The organism is Ruegeria sp. BC1 (assembly GCF_056539305.1).
In genome coordinates, this window is record NZ_JBQFUT010000001.1 from 1003123 (window position 1) to 1024094 (window position 20972).

A 20972-nucleotide genomic window follows, 5' to 3' on the forward strand; every position below is an offset into this window, starting at 1 on the left:
TCCTACCAGCCTATTCCCGGCTGTCAGGGCCGTATCGGTGCATCATCATTTCGACGCTTCTCTCGATGGTATCAGTCATTTCGGCCTCGCTCAGAACCGAGCCCGTGAAGACCATCGGCCAGAAGGCCCGGGATTTGATAAGACCAATGAACTCCTGCCCAGCGCGTTCGGGGTCGTCGATTTGCAATTGCCCATCTTCAGAAGCAGCGGACAACATGTCGATGAAAATCGGAGTCTTATCCAGTTTACCCTGCGCCGCAGCCGCAAGCTCGGGGTTTCGCAGGGTCTCGCTGATGATCATCCTCGCCATGGCCATCACGTCGGGCGACATCAAAATCCGCCCCTCAGCCCAGGCTAGTTCGGTCAATTGCTGGCGAATATCGCGGCCTTCTTCATAGCGGATCTCGAACACATCGGCAAAGCGGTTGGACAACTCGACAACGATAGAACGAAACAGGTTTTCCTTGCTTTCAAAATACTTGTACAGGGTCCGTTTGGACACTTCGGCCCGCGCCGAGATGCGATCCATGCTCGCCGCAGCAAAGCCCTTTTCCTGGAACTCGGCCACGGCTGCTTCAATTATCTGTGCGTGCTTGGTCGCATTCGGCGCGCTGCATTCAATCATGTCAGAGCTATAGACCTGTTGGCAGGGTTGGGTCAAACCCGCGTGTAAACTCGAGAGTTTACAAATCGGAGAATCCGTGCGATGTAAACCCGTCAGTTTACCGACTCAGGTACCCAGCCAACAGGAGAGCCCCAATGGCTTTGACTTTGAAACTGAACGGCGAAACCCACACGGTTGACGCCGAACCCGGCACCCCTCTGCTGTGGGTGATCCGGGATGAGCTTAAGCTAACCGGAACTAAATTCGGCTGCGGAGTTGCATCCTGCGGCGCGTGCACCGTGCACCTGAATGGTGAGCCCGTGCGTTCGTGCCAGACTTACATAGAAGATGTTGAAGACGCCGAGATTACCACGATCGAGGCTGTAGGAGATGATAATATAGGCGCCGCCGTGCAGCAGGCATGGGTCGAACTGGACGTGGTTCAGTGCGGCTATTGCCAATCGGGTCAAGTGATGTCGGCGGTTGGGCTATTGTCTGAAAACCCCAAGCCCTCCGCCGAAGAGATTGACGAATACATGCACGGCAACGCCTGCCGTTGCGCCACCTATCAACGCATCCGCGCCGGTATTCAGCGCGCATCCGAAATTCTGGAGGCCTGATCCATGACAATCAACACCTCTCGCCGTGGATTTCTGAAAGGTGCCGCCGCTGCCGGTGCTGTTCTGTTGGTTGGCGCGCGCGCAGATGGTGCGCTGGCTGCTGCACCGTCTGAGACCGCCCAGTTCAACCCGTTCGTCAAGATTGACGCCGACGGCACCGTCACGGCCATCGTCAAGCATTTTGAAAAGGGTCAAGGGCCCGCGACCGGCCTGCCCACGCTGATCGCCGAGGAAATCGGCCTGCGTATGGATCAGATCGAGTATGAGTTCGCACCGTCCAACCCGCAGGTCTACAACAACCTTCTGTTCGGCCCGTTCCAAGGCACCGGTGGATCTACCGCGATGGCGAACTCGTGGCTGCAATACCGTCAGGCGGGCGCTGCTGCCCGTGAGATGCTGATTGACGCCGCTGCTCAAAACTGGGGCGTGGAAGCATCAGGCATCACTATCGAGGAGGGCATCGTAAAGGCCGGGAACAAATCCGCACCGATTGCCGAATTCGTGGCGGCGGCCTCGCAGTTGAATGCCCCCTCTGATCCGCGTCTGAAAGACCCGTCCGAGTTTCGCCTGATTGGCAATGACACCGTAAGGCGCAAGGATTCAGCCATCAAGGGCAACGGTCAGGCAAAATATGCCATGGACGTTCACCTGCCCAACCAGATGGTTGCCTTGATTAAACGACCGGAATCACGTGGGAGTGTCGTCACCGCCTTCGATGACAGTGGATCAAAAGAAGTCAAAGGCTATATCAGCGCCGCCATTCTACCGAACAAGGCAGGCGTGGCTATCTATGCCGAGAACACATGGGCAGCGATCCAAGCCCGCAACGCGCTTGAAGTTGACTGGGACATGACCGGCGCCGAAACCCGTGACTCAGATCAGGTAAAGGCCGAGATCATGGCCGCTCTGGACGCTGAACCCGCTTACAATGTGAACAAGGCCGACGCTGCAGCGGTGTCTGCGGCGATAGACGGCGCGGACAAGGTCATCGAAAAGACCTTCTACTTTCCGCTGCTGGCGCACGCCCCGATGGAGCCGTTGAACTGCACCATCGAGCAAACATCAGACGGCACAATCGTCCTGCACGATGGCAGCCAGATGCCGACAGGCCCGCATATGGCCTATCAGCAGATATTCAATCTTCCGCCCGAGAAAATCCAGATCAACACGATGCTGGCCGGAGGGTCGTTCGGACGTCGCGCGACGCCAGACGCCGACTATCAGGTCGAGGCCGCGCTGGCCTTCGCGATCACTGACCGCACGCGCCCAGTCAAACTTGTTTGGACACGTGAAGATGACATCCGCAGCGGTTACTACCGACCCGCCTTTGGCCACAAAGTGCGCGTTGGCCTGAATGCAGATGGCGTTATCGTCGGTTGGCAGCATCAGGTCGCAGGGCAGTCGATCCTCAAGGGCACGCCGTTTGAGGCAATGTTGGTTCACGATGGTGTCGATCACAGCTCGATCGAAGGCATTGCCGACAGCCCTTATGCCATCCCCGGTATGGCGGTGGGACTGACGGACACCTCCAAGGCAACATCCGTTCTGTGGTGGAGATCCGTGGGTCACACGCACACGGCCTATGTCATGGAGACAATGATGGACATGGCAGCGAAATCGGCTGGACGAGATCCCGTCGAATTCCGCCTCGCCCATCTTGCGGATGAAAGCGATCCGGACCAGAAGCGAAAAGCAGCAGTGCTGAAACTGGCTGCAGAAAAAGCGGGCTGGGGCAATGCAGCTGCGGGACGCGCGCTGGGTGTAGCGGTCCATAAATCCTTTGGCTCGTACGCGGCTCAGGTGGTCGAAGTGTCCGGTGACCCGGAAAACGGGGTCAAAATCGAAAGGGTCACCTGCGCCGTGGATTGCGGTATTGCCGTGAACCCCGATGTTGTGCGCGCCCAGATGGAAGGTGGTATCGGCTATGGCATCGGGCACGTGATGCGGGATCAGATCACGCTGACTGACGGTGCGGTCGATCAGTACAACTTCCCTGATTACGAACCGCTTCGGATCGGAGATATCGCCGTAATTGACGTACATATCGTCCCTTCGGCTGAAGCACCTACCGGCGTCGGCGAGCCTGGCACGCCCCCGTCTGCCCCTGCGCTGGCGAATGCGATCAACGCCATGTCAGGAGTCCTTGTGGCCGAGCTGCCAATGGCCGAAAACGGCATCCGTTTCCTCTGATACGCTCTCTCCGCGCCACTTTCACTGTGGCGCGGAGTTTTTGCCTGTGGATTCCACATTTGCAAAATTTGATCAAATTTCGTGACAAGTCGCTCAGTCTCAATTACATCTCGGATAACCTGAATGATGGAGACTCCGATGGACCTGAGCGCCCTACACAGTTTTCGCGTAGCAGCCTGTGATCTAAATGGCCAGATGCGCGGCAAGCGTGTGCCGCCCTCATATTCCGACAAATTGAAAAAGGGGACGGTGCGGATGCCGTTCTCAACATTGAACGTGGATTTGTGGGGCGCTGATATTGAAGACAGCCCTCTGGTGTTCGAATCCGGGGACGTGGATGGCATGCTTTTGCCGACAAATCGTGGTCCGGTTCCGGTGCCTTGGCTGTCTGGCGATACGGCGCTGGTTCCGATGTGTCTGCATGACGACGACGGAACCCCGTTTGCCGGCGACCCCCGACATGCGTTGTCGGCTGTGCTGGAACGCTATGCACAGCGTGGCTGGTCTGTGGTTGCCGCGACCGAGCTAGAATTCACCTTGCTCGATGCATCTGGCTCGCAACCGCAGGCCCCTGTCAACCCGACCACAGGGAGGCGACTTGCAAATGAAGCAGTCCTGTCCATGGCCGAACTGGACGCTTTCGACGCTTTTTTCACGGACTTGTACGACGGCTGTTCGGCGATGGGCATTCCCGCGCAAACTGCCATCTCCGAAGCCGGTATTGGCCAATTCGAGATTAACCTGAATCATCAGGATGCCCTGCGGTGCGCCGATGACACGTGGCTTTTCAAGGCGTTGACGCGTGGTCTTGCTCGCAAACATGGGTTTACAGCGACATTCATGTCCAAGCCCTATGCCGACGACGCGGGTAACGGAATGCATGTGCATTTTTCGGTTGTGGATCAGCATGGCCAGAACGTATTCGACGATGGTGGGCCTGAAGGCAACCACCTGCTGCGCTGGGCCGTCGCAGGATGTTTGGCGGCGATGCCCGGCTGCACGCTGATCTTTGCACCTCATGGAAATTCCTATACCCGCCTGGTTCCCGGTGCTCATGCACCGACGGGCGCGAGCTGGGCGTATGAAAACCGCACCGCTGCCCTGCGCATCCCCGGCGGTGCACCCGCCGCACGTCGGATCGAACACCGCGTTGCAGGTGGTGACATCAACCCCTATCTGATGCTGGCCGCCGTGCTTGGTGCCGCGCTGAACGGGATCGAAGACCAGCAAGACCCGCCGGCCCCGATCAACGGTAACGCTTATGAGATCGAAGGCCTGCCGCAACTTGCCGAGGACTGGCCGTCGGCCATCGCGGCTTTTGAAACTGATCCGCTTGTTGCGCGCATCTTTCCGGCCGAGCTGATCCGCAATCTTGCGATGACAAAGCAGCAGGAAATTCGGCGGTTTTCTGAGCACCCGCCCGAGACTCACTGGCTTAGCTATCTCGAAGCGGTGTGACCCCCCCTTGCCCACTTAGCTTTGGTGGGTTAATGTAAATTTGATCAAATTTTGGTGACCTATGAAAATCGGTATCCTTGTGACCGGCCACCCTCCTGCCGAGTTGAATGAGCAATTCGGTGAATACGACGCGATGTTTCGCGCACTTCTGGACGGCAATGGCTTTGAATACGAAACCTATGCCGTGGTGGATAACCAGTTCCCCGAAGATGAATATCAGGCTGACGGCTGGATTATTACCGGCTCTCGCCACGGTGCCTACGAAGATCATGCGTGGATTCCCCCGCTTGAAAACCTGATCAGGGCGATACAGAAAAGCGGCCGCCCACTGATCGGCGTGTGCTTTGGACATCAGATCATCGCGCAAGCACTTGGCGGCAAGGTCGAAAAATTCAACGGCGGCTGGGCCGTTGGGCGGACCGAATACGACTTTGGCGGACAGACCGTAACCCTGAACGCCTGGCATCAGGATCAGGTCGTCGAACTGCCCAAAAGCGCACGTGTAACCGGTACAAACGAATTCTGTCGCAATGCGATGGTGTCCTATGGCGACAGCATATGGACTGTACAGGCGCACCCGGAATATGGCGACGCTTTCATCAGAAACCTGATGGAGACACGCGGCAAGGGTGTTGTGCCTGACGCGATCATGGCAGCAGCCGCAAACCGTCTGCCCAGCCCGGACAGTGGCCCGCACATTGGGCGATTTATGGCTGAATTTCTAAAAAAGGAGAGAGCGTGATGGCCGACTGGAAAGATCAACTGCCTCAGGCAGCGAAAACATATGTTGACGGTCGGCGGCTGGACGAGGTCGAGTGCATCATCTCGGATCTGCCCGGCATTGCGCGCGGCAAGGCTGTGCCTGCAACGAAATTCGCACGACAATCCTATTTCCACCTGCCCGACAGCATCTTTTACCAGACCATCACCGGCGACTGGGGAGAAGCCGCAGGCGACGATGGTTTCATCGAACGGGACATGATCCTGAAGCCCGATTTCTCGACCGCATCGGCCGCGCCGTGGACTGGCGACTGGACCCTTCAGGTTATCCATGACGCATATGACCGAAACGAAGAGCCCATCCCCTACAGCCCCCGTAACGTGCTGAAGCGCGTCGTACAGCTGTATCGCGACAAAGGCTGGGAGCCGATCGTCGCCCCCGAGATGGAATTCTACCTGGTCGCCCGCAATGTCGACCCATTGCAGGAAATCAAACCGATGATGGGCCGTTCTGGCCGTCCGGCTGCTGCGCGTCAGGCCTATTCCATGACCGCCGTGGATGAGTTCGGCCCAGTGATCGACGACATCTATGATTTCGCCGAACATCAGGGTTTTGAGATCGACGGCATCACGCAGGAAGGCGGCGCGGGCCAGCTAGAGATCAACCTTCTCCATGGTGACCCGGTGAAACTGGCTGATGAGGTGTTTTATTTCAAACGCCTGATCCGCGAGGCAGCTCTGCGTCACAACTGCTTTGCCACCTTCATGGCGAAACCCATCGCGGACGAGCCCGGCTCGGCCATGCATATCCATCATTCGGTCATCGATACCGCAACGGGCAAGAACATCTTCTCGGATTCTGACGGGGGCGAGACGGACGCGTTCTATGGCTTTATCGCCGGGTTGCAGAACCATCTGCCCGCCGGTTTGGCCGTTATGGCACCTTATGTGAATTCGTATCGTCGATACGTGAAAGACCATGCCGCGCCAATCAACCTGGAATGGGCGCGCGACAACCGGACCACCGGCATTCGCATTCCCCTGTCGGGTCCTGCGGCGCGTCGGGTCGAAAACCGCATCGCGGGGATGGACTGCAACCCCTATCTGGGTATCGCGGTGTCGCTGGCGTGTGGTTATCTGGGCATGATCAATAAGGAACGCCCGCGCGAAGAGTTTCACGGCGATGCTTACGAAGGCGAAGGCGACATTCCGGAAGTCATGGGCAGCGCATTGGATATGTTCGACGAGGCTACTGCCCTGCACGAAGTTCTTGGCCCCGAATTTGCACGCGTTTACAGCATCGTCAAACGTGCCGAATACGAGGAGTTCCTGCAGGTCATCTCTCCGTGGGAGCGTGAGCATCTGCTTATGAACGTCTAGGCCCTGAAGTGGTCTGAATATCCAAGTCTAAAGCATAAAGAAGATGAGGCTGGCGATGAACCTGCTGTATTCCAACGACCGCAAGGCAGAGTATCCGCAAAGCTGGTACGCGGCTACAGCCAACCCGACAGAGCCTTTCCCGGCCCTGTCCGGCGAAGTCAAAGCCGATGTCTGCATCGTCGGCGGCGGCTATACCGGCCTGTCGGCGGCCTTGCATCTGGCCGAGGCCGGGTTCGATGTTGTTCTTCTCGAGGCGCATCGCGTGGGCTTTGGAGCCTCGGGCCGCAATGGGGGGCAATTGGGCAGCGCGCAGCGGATGGATCAGGAAGACCTGGAACGCCTGGTCGGCGACGACGACGCCGCCAAGCTTTGGACCCTGGCAGAGGACGCCAAGGACCTTGTCAAATCGCTGATCGCCAAACATCAGATCGACTGCGATCTGAAACCCGGTATCGCGGGCCTTTGCCTGTCTTCCTCTGAGCAGAAGGAATTGCACGAGCACGCGGCGCATCTGTCTAATCGGTATGGCTATGATCAGATCGAATTACTGGACGAAGACGCGGGTCGTGCGTTGTGCCCCTCGCCGACTTACCGCGGCGGCTATCTGGACATGGGTGCCGCGCACCTGCACCCGTTGAATTTTGCGCTGGGGTTGGCTCAGGCTGCGGCCAAAGCTGGTGTACGGATTTTTGAAGGCACCGAAGTCACCGGCATCTCGGAGACCCGGCCTGCCGCTGTGCAGACCACACAGGGCAAGGTTGAAGCAGAACATGTCATTCTGGCCTGCAATGGCTATCTCGGCGACCTGAACCGCAAGGTGGCGGCCCGGGTCATGCCGATAAACAACTTCATCGCGGCAACCGAACCCCTTGGGGATGACGCCGCGAAGGTCCTTACCCAGGATGTCGCAGTTGCGGATACCAAATTCGTTGTGAATTATTTTCGCCTCAGCGCCGATGGTCGCCTGCTGTTTGGCGGCGGCGAAAGCTATGGCTATCGTTTCCCCACCGACATTGCCGCCAAGGTGCGCAAACCGATGGCCGAGATATTCCCGCATCTGAGGGATGTGAAGATCGACTATGCTTGGGGTGGCACGCTGGCCATCACTATGCGCCGTATGCCCTATCTGGCGCGGGTTGCGCCCAATATCCTTTCGGCCTCGGGTTATTCCGGTCACGGGGTCGGTACGGCAACCCACGCGGGGCAACTGATGGCAATGGCGATACAAGGACAAGCCGAAGGGTTCGACACCATGGCCCGCGTTCCCGCCCTACCCTTCCCGGGCGGCGCTGCTCTGAGGAGCCCGTTGCTGGTGCTTGCGATGACGTGGTTCTCGCTGAGGGATCGCCTCGGGATCTGAACCCCTTAAATTACGACAGATTGGTGAAATTTCGCCGCAGCGGCGAATGGGGGCTTGGATTGCCCCTGCTTTAGATTTACATTCCCCAAAGATAGAATTTGGGAAAATCAAATATGACGCTTCCACCTAACGTTCACGACGCCGAACCCATCCCCGCAGCCGCGCGAGAGGCCATCGATGCCCTCATGCAGTCTGGCGACCTGTTCCGCTATACCGCACCGCAAAATGCACCGGTCGCTTTGCTCGAGGCCGAGTTTGCCGCCTTGCTGGGTTCAAAGTACGCTCTTGCAGTTTCGTCCTGCTCTGCTGCGCTGTTCCTGTCGCTGAAGGCGTTGGACCTGCCGCGGGATGCGCGGGTACTGATCCCAGGCTTTACCTTTGCCGCGGTTCCTTCTTCGGTCGTGCATGCCGACTGCATTCCGGTCCTGTGCGAAGTGGGCGAGAACTACCGCATCGACATGGCCGATTTTGAGGCCAAGCTGGATAACGTTCAGGCAGTGATCATCAGCCACATGCGCGGCCATACTTCTGATATGGACGCAATCATGGCCTTGTGCGACGCGCGCGGTATTCCGGTCATTGAGGATGCCGCCCATTCGCTTGGCACCATCTGGCACGGGCGCAACATCGGCACCATCGGCAAGGTCGGTTGTTTCTCATTCCAGTCCTACAAGATGATCAATGCGGGCGAAGGCGGCATTCTGATCACCGACGACGCCAATCTGGTAGCCCGCGCCGTCATCATGTCTGGCGCCTATGAACATAACTGGAAAAAGCACAAAGGTCCGCACGGCGACAACTCGCCGGAGCTGGAACAAGCCTTTGCCCGCTGGCAGAACCAGTTGCCACTGTATAACCTGCGGATGAGCAACCTGAGTGCCGCGGTAATCCGGCCGCAAATTCCGGAACTGGCACGGCGCGTACGAGACGGGTTGGCTAATCATGACCATGTGGCTGAACGGCTGAATACATCGCCCTTTATCGACGTACCTGCCCCGCTGTCGCCCGAACGCCGCGCGCCGGATTCGATCCAGTTCAATCTTGTGAACCTGACCGATGACGATATTCGCGCCTTTGCCGCAGCGGCCGAAGCGCGTGGGGTCAAAGTGCAGGTGTTTGGGCTGAGCGAAGACAACGCCCGCGCATTTTGGAACTGGCAGTTCCTGCCCGAAAAGGTTGAACTGCCCAAAACCCGCGCGATGCTGATGAAAGCCTGCGACGTGCGACTGCCTGTTCGGCTGACGCGTGAAGAGCTGGACGTGATCGCGGATATCCTGCTGGCGTCGGTTGGCGAAGTGACCGGTCCGGTGCCGGTCTACGGCACCTGATTAATCCTGCGTACCGAGGTCAAAGACCTCGGTGGACAGAAACAGCGCTGTAATCCCGTCGGGGGTTGCAGCCACACGTGATAAAACTCCGGCAACCTTTAAACCCGTTGGCGTTTCGACCAGTAACGGCGCGCCCGAATCCCCCATCATCACTGGGCAGATCGCTAATAGAACCCCGTCGGCATGGCGTCGAGGTGCGCAAACTTTAGTCCGGCTCAGAACATGGGGGCGAAGGCCCGGATATCCGGCCACGAATGACGCGACAGTTTCCTCATCTGCAAGCGGCAGGAACCCAACTTCGTGACCTATCGGATCAGCCAGTTCCAGCACTGCCCAGTCAAGATCGGCTTGGTTTGCGAACGCACGGCCAATGTCTTGACCCGATGCCAATCGATAGGCTGAAACCTCAGAAACGGCGACAGCGGCACCGCGCTGATACCCGGCCGCGAAACGAATGCTGGAAGGGGGAATCCACCGCTGCCGTGGTGTGTTGTACAAACAATGCGCGGCGGTCAGAACCTGCACGTCCGAAACAAGAACGCCCGTGCAATGCGACTTCTGATCCCGACTGGCGAAATTGATCCGCCCTATGGCGCGCCACGGCGGCATAGCCGCATCCAGAATCTCTCGCGCGAGAATGTCATCGCATCCGGCTTCCGCCTTTGCTCCGATCGAGCAGACCGACGACCAGTTTTCAGAAAACTGCCCCTGCGCAAAGACAGGCTGTGTCCAAAGTAGAGCGAAACTCAGGACCAGCCAGCGCATGATCGTTTCCGTCAGTTCAACTTGGAGAGTTTTTTCTGCAACTCAGCCAGTTGCTTTTTGATGTCGTCCAGATCTTCGTTGGTTTCGGGTTCGGCACCCTCTTCCTTGTCGGGACCTGACCAGTTGCCAGACAACCCACCGGTCATGGCCTTCAGGAACGCCTGCTGCTGCGCCTGCATGGCTTCGAACCCAGGTATCTGCGACATGGGGTTCATGGCGTTCATATTTTCCACCATTTTGCTTTGGCTCTCGCGCAACATCTCGAACGAGCTTTGCAAGAATTGCGGCATCATCCCACCGCCCGGGATCATATAGCTGCGCACCAGATCGTTCAGCACGTTGACCGGCAGAACGTTTTCACCACGGCTTTCGTGTTCGGCAATGATCTGCAGCAGATATTGACGGGTCAGATCGTCCCCGGTTTTCAGATCGATGATCTGCACTTCGCGCCCGTCACGGATAAAGGTCGCAATATCCTCGAGCGTGACATAGTCGCTCGTCTCGGTGTTATACAGCCGGCGGCTGGCATAGCGCTTGATCAACAGCGGTTTTTCTTGTTCCGACACCGCTTATCCTCCCCGTGAATGATGCGTTGCAGCAGAGATTATGCGACCGCAGAACAAAAAGAAAGGGCAGGCCATCAGACCTGCCCAGCGCGAGTGCACCAGATTGGGAGGAACGGGTGCGTGTCGCGATATTCTTTACTTGGCAGCAGCTTTCTTAGCAGCAGCAGTCACGTCGTTGGTTGCTTTTTGAACGGCAGCAGTTGCGTCTTCTGCTGCTTCTTTGCCGGCAGCCATCAGCAGTTCGACGGTTTCAGTCTGAACTTTTTTCGCGATTTCAGCGAAAGCAGCCATATTTTCAGCAGCAACTTCGGCCGACGCGCTTGCGAAATCGGTTGCCGCTTTGGCGTAATCAGCAGGCTCTGCCTTTGCTTTCGAGATCTCGGTCAGTTTGGCCAGAGTGTCTTTGGTCCACTTGTTCGAGATTTCAGCCGATTTCTCAGCTGCTTCCAGAGCAACGCCCGACAGCTTTTCGTTCAGCGAAGCGGTCGATTTGAAGGCACCTTCCAGAGCGGTGGTGTCAACGGGGAATGCACCCATCATTTCTTTCAGGGTCGCGGTAAAGTCTTGAGTCTTTGCCATTGTCCTAATCCTTTTTGCCGAACCGGGCCCACCCCGGCTTTCATCAGCTTGAGGACAATATGATTTCTGCGTCGCAGCATTTCAAGTTTTTTTTGCTGCAACGCAGAATAATTTAAGTTTCATTATGAAATCAATGATTTGGATCGGCGACCACATAGGTTCCAGGGGCCGGTGCCAGGCTGGGATGCTCCGAATCGCCGATATCACGGGCTGGAACCTGCTTGCCTGACCGCTTCTTCAGCCAGGCCTCCCACATGGGCCACCACGAACCTTCGTGGAAGTCGGCCTTCTTCATCCATGTCGCAGAGTCCGTACTCAGATCAGGATTGGTATAGTGACCATACTTCTTCTTGCTGGGCGGATTGACAATCCCGGCGATATGCCCGGATTCCGAGACCACAAAAGTCTTGGACTTAGAGCCCATTTTCTGCACCCCGCGATAGCAATCCTTCCAGGCTGCAATGTGGTCAGTCTCGCACGTGATCGCCATTAGGGGCACGTCTACATCACCGACATGCAATTTATGACCAAACAGTTCAAAACCGTCCGTCGCGAATTCATTGCGCTGACAAAGACCGCGTAGATATTCAACGGCCATCTTGGCGGGCAGGTTTGCGCCATCGCCGTTCCAGTACAGAAGATCAAAGGCCGGAGGCACCTCGCCCAGCATATAGCTGCGAATGGCAGGCCCATAGATCAGGTCGCGAGACCGCAGGAAGGACATAGTTCGCGCCATGATCCAAGACCGCAAAACGCCCTCTTTGTTGACCTCTGCTTCGATTCCGTCAATGAAATCGTTTTGCAGGAAGGGTGTGAACTCACCCTGATCGGAAAAGTCGGTCAGCGCCGTGAACAATGTGGCTGACTTAATCGACTTATCGCCGCGTTGCTTTAGCAATGACAGGGTCAGGCTCAGCGTTGTTCCCGCGATACAATACCCGATCGCATTTACCTGTTTGACCTTGCAAATTTTCTTGGCTTCTTCGATCGCAGTCAGGAAACCGTCCTGAATATAGTCCTCCATCCCGGTTTCTGCATAGCTTTCGTCCGGGTTGACCCAGCTGACGACAAACAGGGTATAGCCTTGCTCGGTGATCCATTTGATCAAGCTGTTCTGAGCCTTGAGATCCAGGATATAGAACTTGTTGATCCAGGGTGGGAACAGAACGATGGGTGTCTCACAAACCGTTTCAGTCGCTGGCTTGTACTGGATCAGTTCCATCATTCGATTGCGATAAACGACGTCGCCCGGCGAGGTCGCCAGATTTCCACCGACCTGAAACGCGCTTTCATCGGCCAGCTTGACCACCAGTTCGCCGTCATTCGCCTCGAGGTCCGAGACAAGGTTTTCTAGCCCCTGGATGAGCGACTGACCTTCGGTTTCCACCGCCTTTTGCAGGGCGTCGGGGTTTGTCGCCAGAAAGTTCGTGGGCGCCATCATATCTATGATCTGTTGCGAAAAATACCGCAGGCGCCGCTTGTCCGTTTCTTCCAGATCGTCGACCGAAGCGACGGCCTGCGCAATGGCATCTGCATTGGTCTGGTACTGCTGGTGAATCAGACGGAAATAAGGGTTGGTTTCCCACAAAGGGTTTGAAAATCGTTTGTCGACAGGGCGGGATTGTTCGTCGGAAACCTCGCCGGATGCCAACGCTTTTTGGGCTTGGGCAAAGTTCATAACAGACTTGCCCCAAAACTCGATTTGTTGCTCCAGAAGCTTGGCCGGATTTTGCCAGGCTTCGGACCAATATGCCGTTGCTGCTTTTGCAAAAAGTTCCTGATTCGGACCGTCCAACGCGGGCGTATGCGGCTTTTTTACCGCCATAACTTCGACCAGTCGTTTCGACAACTGCTCGACCTTGTCCATATTTTCCTTAAGTCGTTCAAGGTGTTCTTCGGTCAATTCAGGCATTTGGTCTTCACTTGTTGTCATTTTAACAATTCCGCCCTAACTTCGCTGCTACGCAGAATAACGTCGTGAGTGTCGGGGGGCAAAGCGGCGAATAGTCCGAACTTACTGGCTGACACTCAGGAGGCCCCTTTATCATGCGTTACATGATGACTTATGACTTGATGGAGACGATACGCAACACAAACCAATGGATGGGTGCTACCGCCAGCGCAATTGCATCCTACCCGATGTTTTCGATGGTGCCTAACCCTGCGTTCAGCATGATGGCCGCGTGGGGTGAAGTGACGGAACGTACATTCCAGCGCATGATCGTCAAGCCCGATTGGGGCATTCGCACTTTTACCTGCGAAGACGGCAAGGACCATCTGGTCGATATTACAACGATCGTCGAGCGCCCTTTTGGCGACCTTGTCCATTTCCGCGTAAATGGCCGCGAAGAACAGCCGCGCAAAGTTCTGTTGGTGGCACCGATGTCGGGGCATTATGCAACGCTTTTGCGATCGACCGTGAAAAGTCTGCTGGTCAACTGCGAAGTCTACGTTACCGACTGGCATAATGCGCGCGATATCCCCGTGTCCGAAGGCAAGTTCGATGTCGAGGATTATACCCTCTATCTTGTCGATTTTATGAAAGAGCTGGGCCCGGATATCCATGTCGTTGCCGTTTGCCAGCCTGTACCGCTGACACTGGCCGCAACCGCCTATCTGGCCGAAGTCGAGCCCAGCGCGCAGCCCAGCACCCTGACTCTGATCGGCGGCCCCGTCGATCCCGATGCCACCCCGACCGACGTGACCGATTTTGGCCGTCGCGTCACAATGGGCCAACTGGAAGAGACCATGATCCAACGGGTCGGTTTCAAGTACAAGGGCGTTGGCCGCATGGTTTACCCTGGCCTGCTGCAACTCGCGTCTTTTATGTCGATGAACGCGGACCGGCATTCGCGGGCGTTCTCGGATCAGATTCAGCGCACCATGCGCGGTGAGGCATCGGATCACGATGCACACAACCGTTTCTACGACGAATATCTGGCGGTCATGGATATGACTGCAGAGTTCTACCTGTCGACAGTCGAACGGGTCTTTAAGAACCGCGAGATTGCGCGGAACGACTTTGTCGTCGCTGGCCACAAAGTGGATATCGGAAAGATCACCGATGTGGCGGTCAAAACGGTCGAAGGGGCGAACGACGATATCTCGGCCCCGGGCCAATGCATTGCAGCGCTTGATCTGTGCACAGGACTGCCGGAATCGAAAAAGGCCAGCCATGTTGAACCCGGCGCGGGTCACTATGGCATTTTTGCCGGGCGGAGTTGGCGCAATAATATCCGGCCACTGGTGATCGACTTCATGAACGCCAACACCCGCAACCCGAAACAGCGCGCAGCCAATAGCAACAGGGTCGCCTGACGAACATGCGCAGGAGATCGGCACAGGAAATAGCCTTCTCCTGCACGTGCGGAACGTTGCACGGGTATATTACTACGAACGGAGTTCGATCTGGCACGCATGTCGGGTGTTTTTGCCATGATTGCCGCGCGGCCCAACTGTATTTCGGGCAACCCGACCCGGCCCCCGGCCCTGTCGATGTTCTGCAGATGAGCCCGGAAGAAATAATAATCGAAAGCGGTCGCGAACACTTGGCGCTGATGCAGCTTAGCCCCAAAGGAATGCTGCGTTGGTATACGCGTTGCTGCAACGCCCCCCTCGCGACGACCTCACGCACAGCGAAAATTCCTTTTGCTGGGTTCGACGTTAAGCGCCTTTCTGATCCCGTTGCGCTTGGGCCAGTCACCACCCTAGGCTTTGTTCCGCAACCGGGTGGCAAGCAAACCCACAAAAAGCTGCGCTATGCTGCGGTTGGACTGCTGTCGCGCCTCTGCCGTTCGTGGTTGTCGGGCAGCTGGAAAAACACGCCTTTTTTCGATATCGACACTGGCGCGCCTGTGGCCACGCCAACGGTCCTCAGCAAAGCTGAACGCGCAAAGTTTTATACATAGGCCGCCCGGGCAGGCGCACTCAGCCACTGCCCCAGCGCATCATTCACTAGCTGGGGAGTTTCAAGGGGCGGCAGATGACCGGCGTCCTCGAAAACCCTCAGTTCGGCACCGGGGATCAGCTCTGCCATAAAGGCGTGTTTTCTTTGGGGGGTTAGGGTGTCATGCGCCCCGCACAGAACTAGGGTCGGCACTTGAATGTGTCGCAACGCGCCCTGTTGATCCGGTCGCCGTTGCAGCACACGAATCTGACGCTCGAACACCTCCGGCCCCAAATCCAGCGCCATTGATACGAGGCTGTCCAGGATCGGGATACGCTGAGGCCCCGGCGCCAGAGAATCCGACCCGATAATCCTGCGCATGACATCCGCAAGACGTCCGATTTTTGCACCAATCAGCAACTCTTCGCGGGCCGCTGCAAGCTGAGGCGTATCCGCCTGCGCATCGGTTGCCACAAGACACAATCGCGTCACTCGATCTGGCGCCCGCCGGATCAGTTCAAGCGCAACCATGCCCCCCATTCCAAGTCCCCCCAGCGCGAACCGATGCGGAAGCTGATCCAATAGTGCTGATGCGATTTCTTCGATACGTTCCCCAAATGAGATCGGCGCAACGGTAACCGCCCTTTGGCGCGACAGATAGCTGATCTGATGTTCGAAAAGCCGTGCGTCGCACATAAATTCAGGCAGTAAAACCAGTGGCTCGATCACACGGGACCTCGCAGTATTCGACCTTTGGGGCTTAGCATCACCATCGAAGATGAGAGGTTTTTGAGGATCGGGCAAGTTAAACTTCAAGGATAGTTGATGCCTCGGAAAGTAGGGAAATCCGCGTACCGCTTGCGGCGCGTGTTCAGGTTTTCGTCCGGCTCGGCCCCTGCCTTTAGCAGACTCCCCCGTGGCGCAATGTAGCTGTCAATCCGGCGTTGAGGATTGGGCCGCCAGACAAGGTTGAAAGCGCATAGCTTGGGAAAGAACCAGATCTCGGAATAGTCCAGATGGTCGTGCATCCACCACGCCAAATCCCGCCAATCGCGACCTTCTGCGTATCGGTCAGCAAACCAGGGAATGACTATCGACGCCCCGGCAATGCGATCATCGCCCCGCCCCCGATCCCAGATATGGCATTCCAACGGGTGATTATTCCGCGCGCAGTTCAGGCGGTTTTCGTTCCCAAACCGATTGAGCGAAGGCGAGCGATACCCGGATCGGACCGCAACACGGCCAAAGGTTTCCTCCAAAGGATCCAACAGCGTCTGGCAAAATGCGCGCCCGGTTTCTATAGCAAGGTCGGGATTGTCAGGAAGGTTCTGTTTTTCATGAAAATTCCCGATCTCGGAATAAAGAAAGTCCCGCATGAAAAAATGCCGGGACAAGCGTACACGGCCAAGCGTCTCAAGGCTCCACATGCTGCCCGGCTTACGCATTGTTATTCCACCCCAATTCCTTTGAGCCAGTCCAGAATACCCGTGACAGTGACCTCCGTCTGACCCGGTGACATAAGACGCCCCGCCACCACGTGCGAGCTGGGATCGTCGCCCGGCCCCATCGTCACCAGCTGCACCGTGGCAGGTCCACCCCAGGCTTCGGCCACCTGATGCGTCACATCCGGCCGCACCACTTGATCGTCGTCCGAGAACCAGAACAACGCTGGCACCTGCGCGCCAGAAAAATCCAGCGCATAGACGGCTTCAACCAGCACTGTCATCGGCACTACGGCTTCCCACGGATACACTGATGACCAGTATTTGTTCTTTTCCGGATCAGCGCTTGAGACATCGCGATCCTGCCCCATCACAGCAGGCAGCCACGTACGCGCCCAGGGCAAGCCAGGCAACCAGGCACCCGGAGTGTTCACTCCAAAGTTCGGAGAAACAAATACAATTCCCACGACATCGCGGCTTAGCTCTTCATCCAGCGCGGCAGCCGCTGCCAAGGTTCCGCCGGTTGAAGTTGAGATAACAACGACCTTGTCTCCGACAGCCCGCGCTGCGGCCAACCCTTCGGCCATGTCGTGCATCCAACCCGTAGCCGTTCCTTCGGCCATCGCGCTTCCATCCCGGCCGTGCCCTTGCAGCCGCGTATAAACCAGATTGGCACCCAGAGCGTCAGCCACCATATCAGGCACCGGCCGGATTTCTTCGGACGAAGCCGAGAACCCGTGTACATAGAGCACCGAAACCGGTGTGCGCTGTTCCTTGAAACCATCCTGCCAGACCACGCGCTTTTCAACGCCCGGCACAATGTCATCAAAGGCGGATTCGGTGCTTTCAAAATAGACTTGGACCCCTTCGCCAAACTTGCGCGGATCAAAGCGCGGGTGCAGGTCAACTTCTTCGCGTGGCCCGAACAAATAAAGCAGCCCGCCAACAACAACCAGCGTCAACAGCAGCCGTCCGAGAACCCACCCGACGCGCTGCATCAGTTGTTCCCCATCACGTCGAGAACGGCCTGTTCGATCATGCCCAAACACGGCCCGTCCGAGAAGCGATGGTCCGCATCCTTGACCAGCAACAGACGCATGTCTGGTCCCGCCGCGTGCTCAAGCAATCGCACTGCGGTTTCAGTAGACACTGCGGTATCGGCCGTACCCTGCAGGAACCGCACCGGGAACGGCAGATCCAGCGGGTCCCGCAGAACCAACCGTTGCCGCCCGTCCTCAATCATCCGCTTGGTGATGATGTAGGGCTCCATGTAGTCCGAAGGCAGTTCCACATGACCGACACTGTCCAGCGCAGCCTTCTGCACATCACTGAACGATGCCCAATAGCCATCTTCGGTGAAATCCGGCGCGGCGGCGATCGTGACCATGCCCGCAATCCGCTCGGGCATTGCTTTGGCCAGCAATAGCGCCTGCCATCCGCCCATAGAGGACCCCACAATGATCAGAGGCCCCTCGGTCAGCGCTGCGACAGCTTCAACCGTATCCTCATGCCAGTCCCCGATGCAGCCATCGGTAAAGGCCTCAGAACTTTCACCATGACCGGAATAGTCGAACCGCAAAAACGCCTGTCCTCGTGCCTTTGCCCAGGCTTCAAGGTGCACCGCCTTGGTGCCCTCCATATCCGACTTAAGACCACCCAAGAAAACTACCGTTGGGCCGGTGCCCTCGGTTTTGTGATAGGCCAGCCGTCGCCCTTGAGCCGTGTCCAGAAAATCCGTTGCTGCCATGAAAACCTCTTTCTCTTTGGGTGACATCATGCACGACAGCCCGGTGGTCGCAATTGCCGAATTCCACCATCCCGCAGCGTCAGTGCGTCAGCCTTCTGGTCTTGACAGGTAATACTGCACCTGCCACATGAGCCAGACACAAATAACCCGCAACCGGGCGTTCAGTGGGCGCCAAACCGACGAGGAGAGCCAATATGGCCCTGGACTCACAGTCAGTCTCCCTTACTTTTCCCGATGGCAATGCACGATCTTACGACGCAGGCGTTACGCCCGCGCAGGTGGCTGCCGAAATCTCGACCTCGCTGGCGAAAAAAGCCATCTCGGCCACGGTGAACGGCCAGCACTGGGATCTGCAATGGCCTATCGAAACCGATGCCAACATCGCCATCCACACCATGAAAGACGAAGTTCAGGCCAATGAACTGATCCGCCACGATTTGGCGCATATCATGGCGCGTGCGGTGCAGGAAATCTGGCCCGACACCAAGGTTACCATCGGCCCCGTTATCGAAAATGGCTGGTATTATGACTTCGACCGCGCTGAGCCATTCACGCCCGAAGACCTCGGCCTGATCGAGAAAAAGATGAAGGAAATCATTAACAAGCGCGATCCCGTGACCACCGAGGTCTGGGACCGTCAGCGCGCGATTGATTTCTACACCGCCAATGACGAGCCTTATAAGGTTGAGCTGATCGAAGCCATTCCGGGCGACGAGCCGCTGCGCATGTACTGGCACGGTAACTGGCAGGATTTGTGCCGCGGACCGCACTTGCAGCACACCGGTCAGGTTCCGGGTGACGCGTTCAAGTTGATGTCGATCGCAGGCGCATACTGGCGCGGCGACAGCAACCGCGCGATGCTTCAGCGTATCTATGGCGTCGCCTTCACCGGCAAAGAAAAGCTGAAAGCTTACCTGCATATGCTGGAAGAAGCCGCCAAACGCGACCACCGCAAACTGGGCCGCGAGATGGACCTGTTCCACATGCAGGAAGAAGCGCCGGGCCAGATTTTCTGGCACCCGAACGGCTGGACTGTCTACACCCTGCTGCAAGACTATATGCGCCGTCAGCAACGCAAAGGCGGGTATGTTGAGGTCAACACACCGCAGGTCGTAGACCGCAAGCTCTGGGAAGCTTCGGGGCACTGGGACAAGTATCAAGAAAATATGTTCATCGTTGAAGTCGACGAGGAGCACGCACGGGAAAAAGCCGTAAATGCGCTGAAACCGATGAACTGTCCCTGCCACGTACAGATCTTCAATCAGGGCCTCAAATCCTACCGCGACCTGCCCTTGCGTATGGCTGAATTCGGATCGTGCAACCGCTATGAACCCTCAGGCGCGCTGCACGGCATCATGCGCGTGCGCGGTTTCACTCAGGATGATGGTCATATCTTCTGCGCCGAAGACCAGATTGAATCCGAGACCGCTGAATTCATCCGGTTCCTGTCCACGGTCTACAAGGATCTTGGCTTCGAGAAGTTCTCGGTCAAATTTTCGGACCGCCCAGAAAAGCGTTCGGGCTCGGACGAAGTTTGGGATAAAGCCGAAGCTGCCCTGCTCAGCGCCACCCGCGCTGCCGGTATCGAACCGGAGCTGAACCCCGGCGAAGGTGCTTTTTACGGACCCAAGCTGGAGTTCGTTCTGACCGACGCGATTGGACGGGACTGGCAATGCGGCACACATCAGGTGGACTTCGTTCTGCCCGAACGTCTGGACGCCACGTATATTGGCGCGGACGGCGGAAAGCACCGCCCGGTCATGCTACACCGTGCGACACTGGGTTCGTTCGAACGATTCATCGGCATCCTGATCGAAGAACACGCTGGCAAGCTGCCGTTCTGGCTGGCTCCGCGTCAGGTTGTTGTCGCCTCAATCACATCCGAGGCGGATGACTACGTGATGGAAGTGGTTGAAACGCTCAAGGCTGCCGGTGTCCGGGCCGAAGCTGACATTCGCAACGAAAAGATCAACTACAAGGTCCGTGAACATTCGGTTGGTAAGGTTCCGGTCATTCTGGCCGTTGGTCACCGCGAAGTCGAAGAACGCACCGTAAGTGTCCGTCGGCTGGGCGAAAAGCAGACGCAAGTTCAGCCGCTTGAAGCTGTAACAAATGAGCTGTCTCAGGCGGCCACTCCGCCGGACCTGCTGTAACAATTGGCGCCATATCGCCAAAAAACCGGCCCCCAAACAGGGGCCGGTTTGAAACATTTCCCCTTTTATTGATCAAAAACAGTTTGTTAAGCTTCAAGGGGGCATTACGCTCTTTGACGCGCTTGTGAGACACGGGCTCGTGAATTCAACTGAGGTCCCCAAGCCATTAACTTT

Annotated in this window: 19 protein-coding genes; 10 read left to right on the forward strand and 9 right to left on the reverse strand. The window is 57.1% G+C overall.

The window, feature by feature from the left end; all coding sequences use genetic code 11:
- Nucleotides 1-10: 10 nt before the first annotated feature.
- Nucleotides 11-625, reverse strand: a complete 615-nt coding sequence (locus ACR0IY_RS05020; protein WP_480670849.1) for a TetR/AcrR family transcriptional regulator — start codon at nucleotides 623-625, stop codon at nucleotides 11-13.
- Nucleotides 626-759: 134 nt separating this feature from the next.
- Between ACR0IY_RS05020 and ACR0IY_RS05025 the strand changes: the two genes are divergently transcribed.
- From ACR0IY_RS05025 to ACR0IY_RS05055, 7 genes are all read left to right on the forward strand, one after another.
- Nucleotides 760-1224: a (2Fe-2S)-binding protein gene (locus ACR0IY_RS05025; RefSeq protein WP_480670851.1), complete on the forward strand. Its 465-nt coding sequence runs from the start codon at nucleotides 760-762 to the stop codon at nucleotides 1222-1224.
- A 3-nt stretch (nucleotides 1225-1227) separates the two neighbouring features.
- Nucleotides 1228-3414 (forward strand): xanthine dehydrogenase family protein molybdopterin-binding subunit, encoded by a 2187-nt coding sequence (locus ACR0IY_RS05030; RefSeq protein WP_480670853.1) that lies wholly within the window; start codon nucleotides 1228-1230, stop codon nucleotides 3412-3414.
- 138 nt (nucleotides 3415-3552) lie between these two features.
- Nucleotides 3553-4872 carry a glutamine synthetase family protein gene (locus tag ACR0IY_RS05035; RefSeq protein WP_480671145.1) on the forward strand — a complete coding sequence of 440 codons (1320 nt, stop codon included), beginning with the start codon at nucleotides 3553-3555 and terminating at the stop codon, nucleotides 4870-4872.
- A gap of 61 nt (nucleotides 4873-4933) precedes the next feature.
- Nucleotides 4934-5614, forward strand: a complete 681-nt coding sequence (locus ACR0IY_RS05040; RefSeq protein ID WP_480670855.1) for a type 1 glutamine amidotransferase — start codon at nucleotides 4934-4936, stop codon at nucleotides 5612-5614.
- Nucleotides 5614-6972 (forward strand): glutamine synthetase family protein, encoded by a 1359-nt coding sequence (locus ACR0IY_RS05045; RefSeq protein ID WP_480670857.1) that lies wholly within the window; start codon nucleotides 5614-5616, stop codon nucleotides 6970-6972. The genes ACR0IY_RS05040 and ACR0IY_RS05045 overlap by 1 nt, the downstream gene beginning before the upstream one ends.
- Before the next feature lie 55 nt (nucleotides 6973-7027).
- Nucleotides 7028-8332, forward strand: coding sequence for an NAD(P)/FAD-dependent oxidoreductase (locus tag ACR0IY_RS05050; RefSeq protein ID WP_480670859.1), 1305 nt, complete (start codon nucleotides 7028-7030; stop codon nucleotides 8330-8332).
- 113 nt (nucleotides 8333-8445) lie between these two features.
- The gene (locus ACR0IY_RS05055; RefSeq protein ID WP_480670861.1) at nucleotides 8446-9660 is read left to right on the forward strand and encodes a DegT/DnrJ/EryC1/StrS family aminotransferase; all 1215 of its coding nucleotides are present in this window, start codon (nucleotides 8446-8448) and stop codon (nucleotides 9658-9660) included.
- On the opposite strand, the gene ACR0IY_RS05060 is transcribed toward ACR0IY_RS05055, so the two are convergent.
- The 4 genes from ACR0IY_RS05060 to ACR0IY_RS05075 all read right to left on the reverse strand — a co-directional run bounded on the left by ACR0IY_RS05060 (nucleotide 9661) and on the right by ACR0IY_RS05075 (nucleotide 13503).
- Complete coding sequence (locus ACR0IY_RS05060; RefSeq protein WP_480670863.1) at nucleotides 9661-10425, reverse strand: trypsin-like serine peptidase; 765 nt, start codon at nucleotides 10423-10425, stop codon at nucleotides 9661-9663. It lies immediately after the preceding gene.
- A gap of 11 nt (nucleotides 10426-10436) precedes the next feature.
- A complete protein-coding gene (gene phaR, locus ACR0IY_RS05065; protein WP_480670865.1) occupies nucleotides 10437-10991 on the reverse strand; it encodes a polyhydroxyalkanoate synthesis repressor PhaR in 555 nt (184 codons plus the stop codon).
- Between the two features lie 135 nt (nucleotides 10992-11126).
- Complete coding sequence (locus ACR0IY_RS05070) at nucleotides 11127-11570, reverse strand: phasin family protein (protein WP_480670867.1); 444 nt, start codon at nucleotides 11568-11570, stop codon at nucleotides 11127-11129.
- 130 nt (nucleotides 11571-11700) lie between these two features.
- Nucleotides 11701-13503: a PHA/PHB synthase family protein gene (locus tag ACR0IY_RS05075; RefSeq protein ID WP_480670868.1), complete on the reverse strand. Its 1803-nt coding sequence runs from the start codon at nucleotides 13501-13503 to the stop codon at nucleotides 11701-11703.
- 113 nt (nucleotides 13504-13616) lie between these two features.
- Here ACR0IY_RS05075 and phaZ point away from each other — a divergent pair, with 113 nt between their 5' ends.
- Together phaZ and ACR0IY_RS05085 are read left to right on the forward strand one after the other, a co-directional pair.
- Nucleotides 13617-14888, forward strand: a complete 1272-nt coding sequence (gene phaZ, locus ACR0IY_RS05080) for a polyhydroxyalkanoate depolymerase (RefSeq protein WP_480670870.1) — start codon at nucleotides 13617-13619, stop codon at nucleotides 14886-14888.
- A gap of 5 nt (nucleotides 14889-14893) precedes the next feature.
- A complete protein-coding gene (locus ACR0IY_RS05085) occupies nucleotides 14894-15478 on the forward strand; it encodes a DUF6151 family protein (RefSeq protein WP_480670871.1) in 585 nt (194 codons plus the stop codon).
- Here the strand turns inward: ACR0IY_RS05085 and ACR0IY_RS05090 are convergent.
- The 4 genes from ACR0IY_RS05090 to ACR0IY_RS05105 all read right to left on the reverse strand — a co-directional run bounded on the left by ACR0IY_RS05090 (nucleotide 15469) and on the right by ACR0IY_RS05105 (nucleotide 18645).
- Nucleotides 15469-16185, reverse strand: a complete 717-nt coding sequence (locus tag ACR0IY_RS05090; protein ID WP_480670873.1) for an alpha/beta fold hydrolase — start codon at nucleotides 16183-16185, stop codon at nucleotides 15469-15471. The genes ACR0IY_RS05085 and ACR0IY_RS05090 overlap by 10 nt on opposite strands.
- Nucleotides 16186-16268: 83 nt before the next feature.
- A complete protein-coding gene (locus ACR0IY_RS05095; protein ID WP_480671147.1) occupies nucleotides 16269-16883 on the reverse strand; it encodes a hypothetical protein in 615 nt (204 codons plus the stop codon).
- Between the two features lie 20 nt (nucleotides 16884-16903).
- A complete protein-coding gene (locus tag ACR0IY_RS05100; protein ID WP_480670875.1) occupies nucleotides 16904-17896 on the reverse strand; it encodes an alpha/beta hydrolase in 993 nt (330 codons plus the stop codon).
- A complete protein-coding gene (locus ACR0IY_RS05105; protein ID WP_480671149.1) occupies nucleotides 17896-18645 on the reverse strand; it encodes an alpha/beta hydrolase in 750 nt (249 codons plus the stop codon). The genes ACR0IY_RS05100 and ACR0IY_RS05105 overlap by 1 nt, the downstream gene beginning before the upstream one ends.
- A 194-nt stretch (nucleotides 18646-18839) precedes the next feature.
- Here ACR0IY_RS05105 and thrS point away from each other — a divergent pair, with 194 nt between their 5' ends.
- Complete coding sequence (gene thrS / locus ACR0IY_RS05110) at nucleotides 18840-20798, forward strand: threonine--tRNA ligase (RefSeq protein ID WP_480670876.1); 1959 nt, start codon at nucleotides 18840-18842, stop codon at nucleotides 20796-20798.
- The last annotated feature ends 174 nt before the right edge of the window (nucleotides 20799-20972 follow it).

Excerpts from the sequence above, each read along its gene's own strand:
- ACR0IY_RS05020 (WP_480670849.1), bottom strand. The coding sequence starts at position 625 with ATGATTGAATGCAGCGCGCCGAATGCGACCAAGCACGCACAGATAATT.
- ACR0IY_RS05025 (WP_480670851.1), top strand. The coding sequence starts at position 760 with ATGGCTTTGACTTTGAAACTGAACGGCGAAACCCACACGGTTGACGCC.
- ACR0IY_RS05030 (WP_480670853.1), top strand. The coding sequence starts at position 1,228 with ATGACAATCAACACCTCTCGCCGTGGATTTCTGAAAGGTGCCGCCGCT.
- ACR0IY_RS05035 (WP_480671145.1), top strand. The coding sequence starts at position 3,553 with ATGGACCTGAGCGCCCTACACAGTTTTCGCGTAGCAGCCTGTGATCTA.
- ACR0IY_RS05040 (WP_480670855.1), top strand. The coding sequence starts at position 4,934 with ATGAAAATCGGTATCCTTGTGACCGGCCACCCTCCTGCCGAGTTGAAT.
- ACR0IY_RS05045 (WP_480670857.1), top strand. The coding sequence starts at position 5,614 with ATGGCCGACTGGAAAGATCAACTGCCTCAGGCAGCGAAAACATATGTT.
- ACR0IY_RS05050 (WP_480670859.1), top strand. The coding sequence starts at position 7,028 with ATGAACCTGCTGTATTCCAACGACCGCAAGGCAGAGTATCCGCAAAGC.
- ACR0IY_RS05055 (WP_480670861.1), top strand. The coding sequence starts at position 8,446 with ATGACGCTTCCACCTAACGTTCACGACGCCGAACCCATCCCCGCAGCC.
- ACR0IY_RS05060 (WP_480670863.1), bottom strand. The coding sequence starts at position 10,425 with ATGCGCTGGCTGGTCCTGAGTTTCGCTCTACTTTGGACACAGCCTGTC.
- ACR0IY_RS05070 (WP_480670867.1), bottom strand. The coding sequence starts at position 11,570 with ATGGCAAAGACTCAAGACTTTACCGCGACCCTGAAAGAAATGATGGGT.
- ACR0IY_RS05075 (WP_480670868.1), bottom strand. The coding sequence starts at position 13,503 with ATGACAACAAGTGAAGACCAAATGCCTGAATTGACCGAAGAACACCTT.
- phaZ (WP_480670870.1), top strand. The coding sequence starts at position 13,617 with ATGCGTTACATGATGACTTATGACTTGATGGAGACGATACGCAACACA.
- ACR0IY_RS05085 (WP_480670871.1), top strand. The coding sequence starts at position 14,894 with ATGCGCAGGAGATCGGCACAGGAAATAGCCTTCTCCTGCACGTGCGGA.
- ACR0IY_RS05095 (WP_480671147.1), bottom strand. The coding sequence starts at position 16,883 with ATGTGGAGCCTTGAGACGCTTGGCCGTGTACGCTTGTCCCGGCATTTT.
- ACR0IY_RS05100 (WP_480670875.1), bottom strand. The coding sequence starts at position 17,896 with ATGCAGCGCGTCGGGTGGGTTCTCGGACGGCTGCTGTTGACGCTGGTT.
- ACR0IY_RS05105 (WP_480671149.1), bottom strand. The coding sequence starts at position 18,645 with ATGGCAGCAACGGATTTTCTGGACACGGCTCAAGGGCGACGGCTGGCC.
- thrS (WP_480670876.1), top strand. The coding sequence starts at position 18,840 with ATGGCCCTGGACTCACAGTCAGTCTCCCTTACTTTTCCCGATGGCAAT.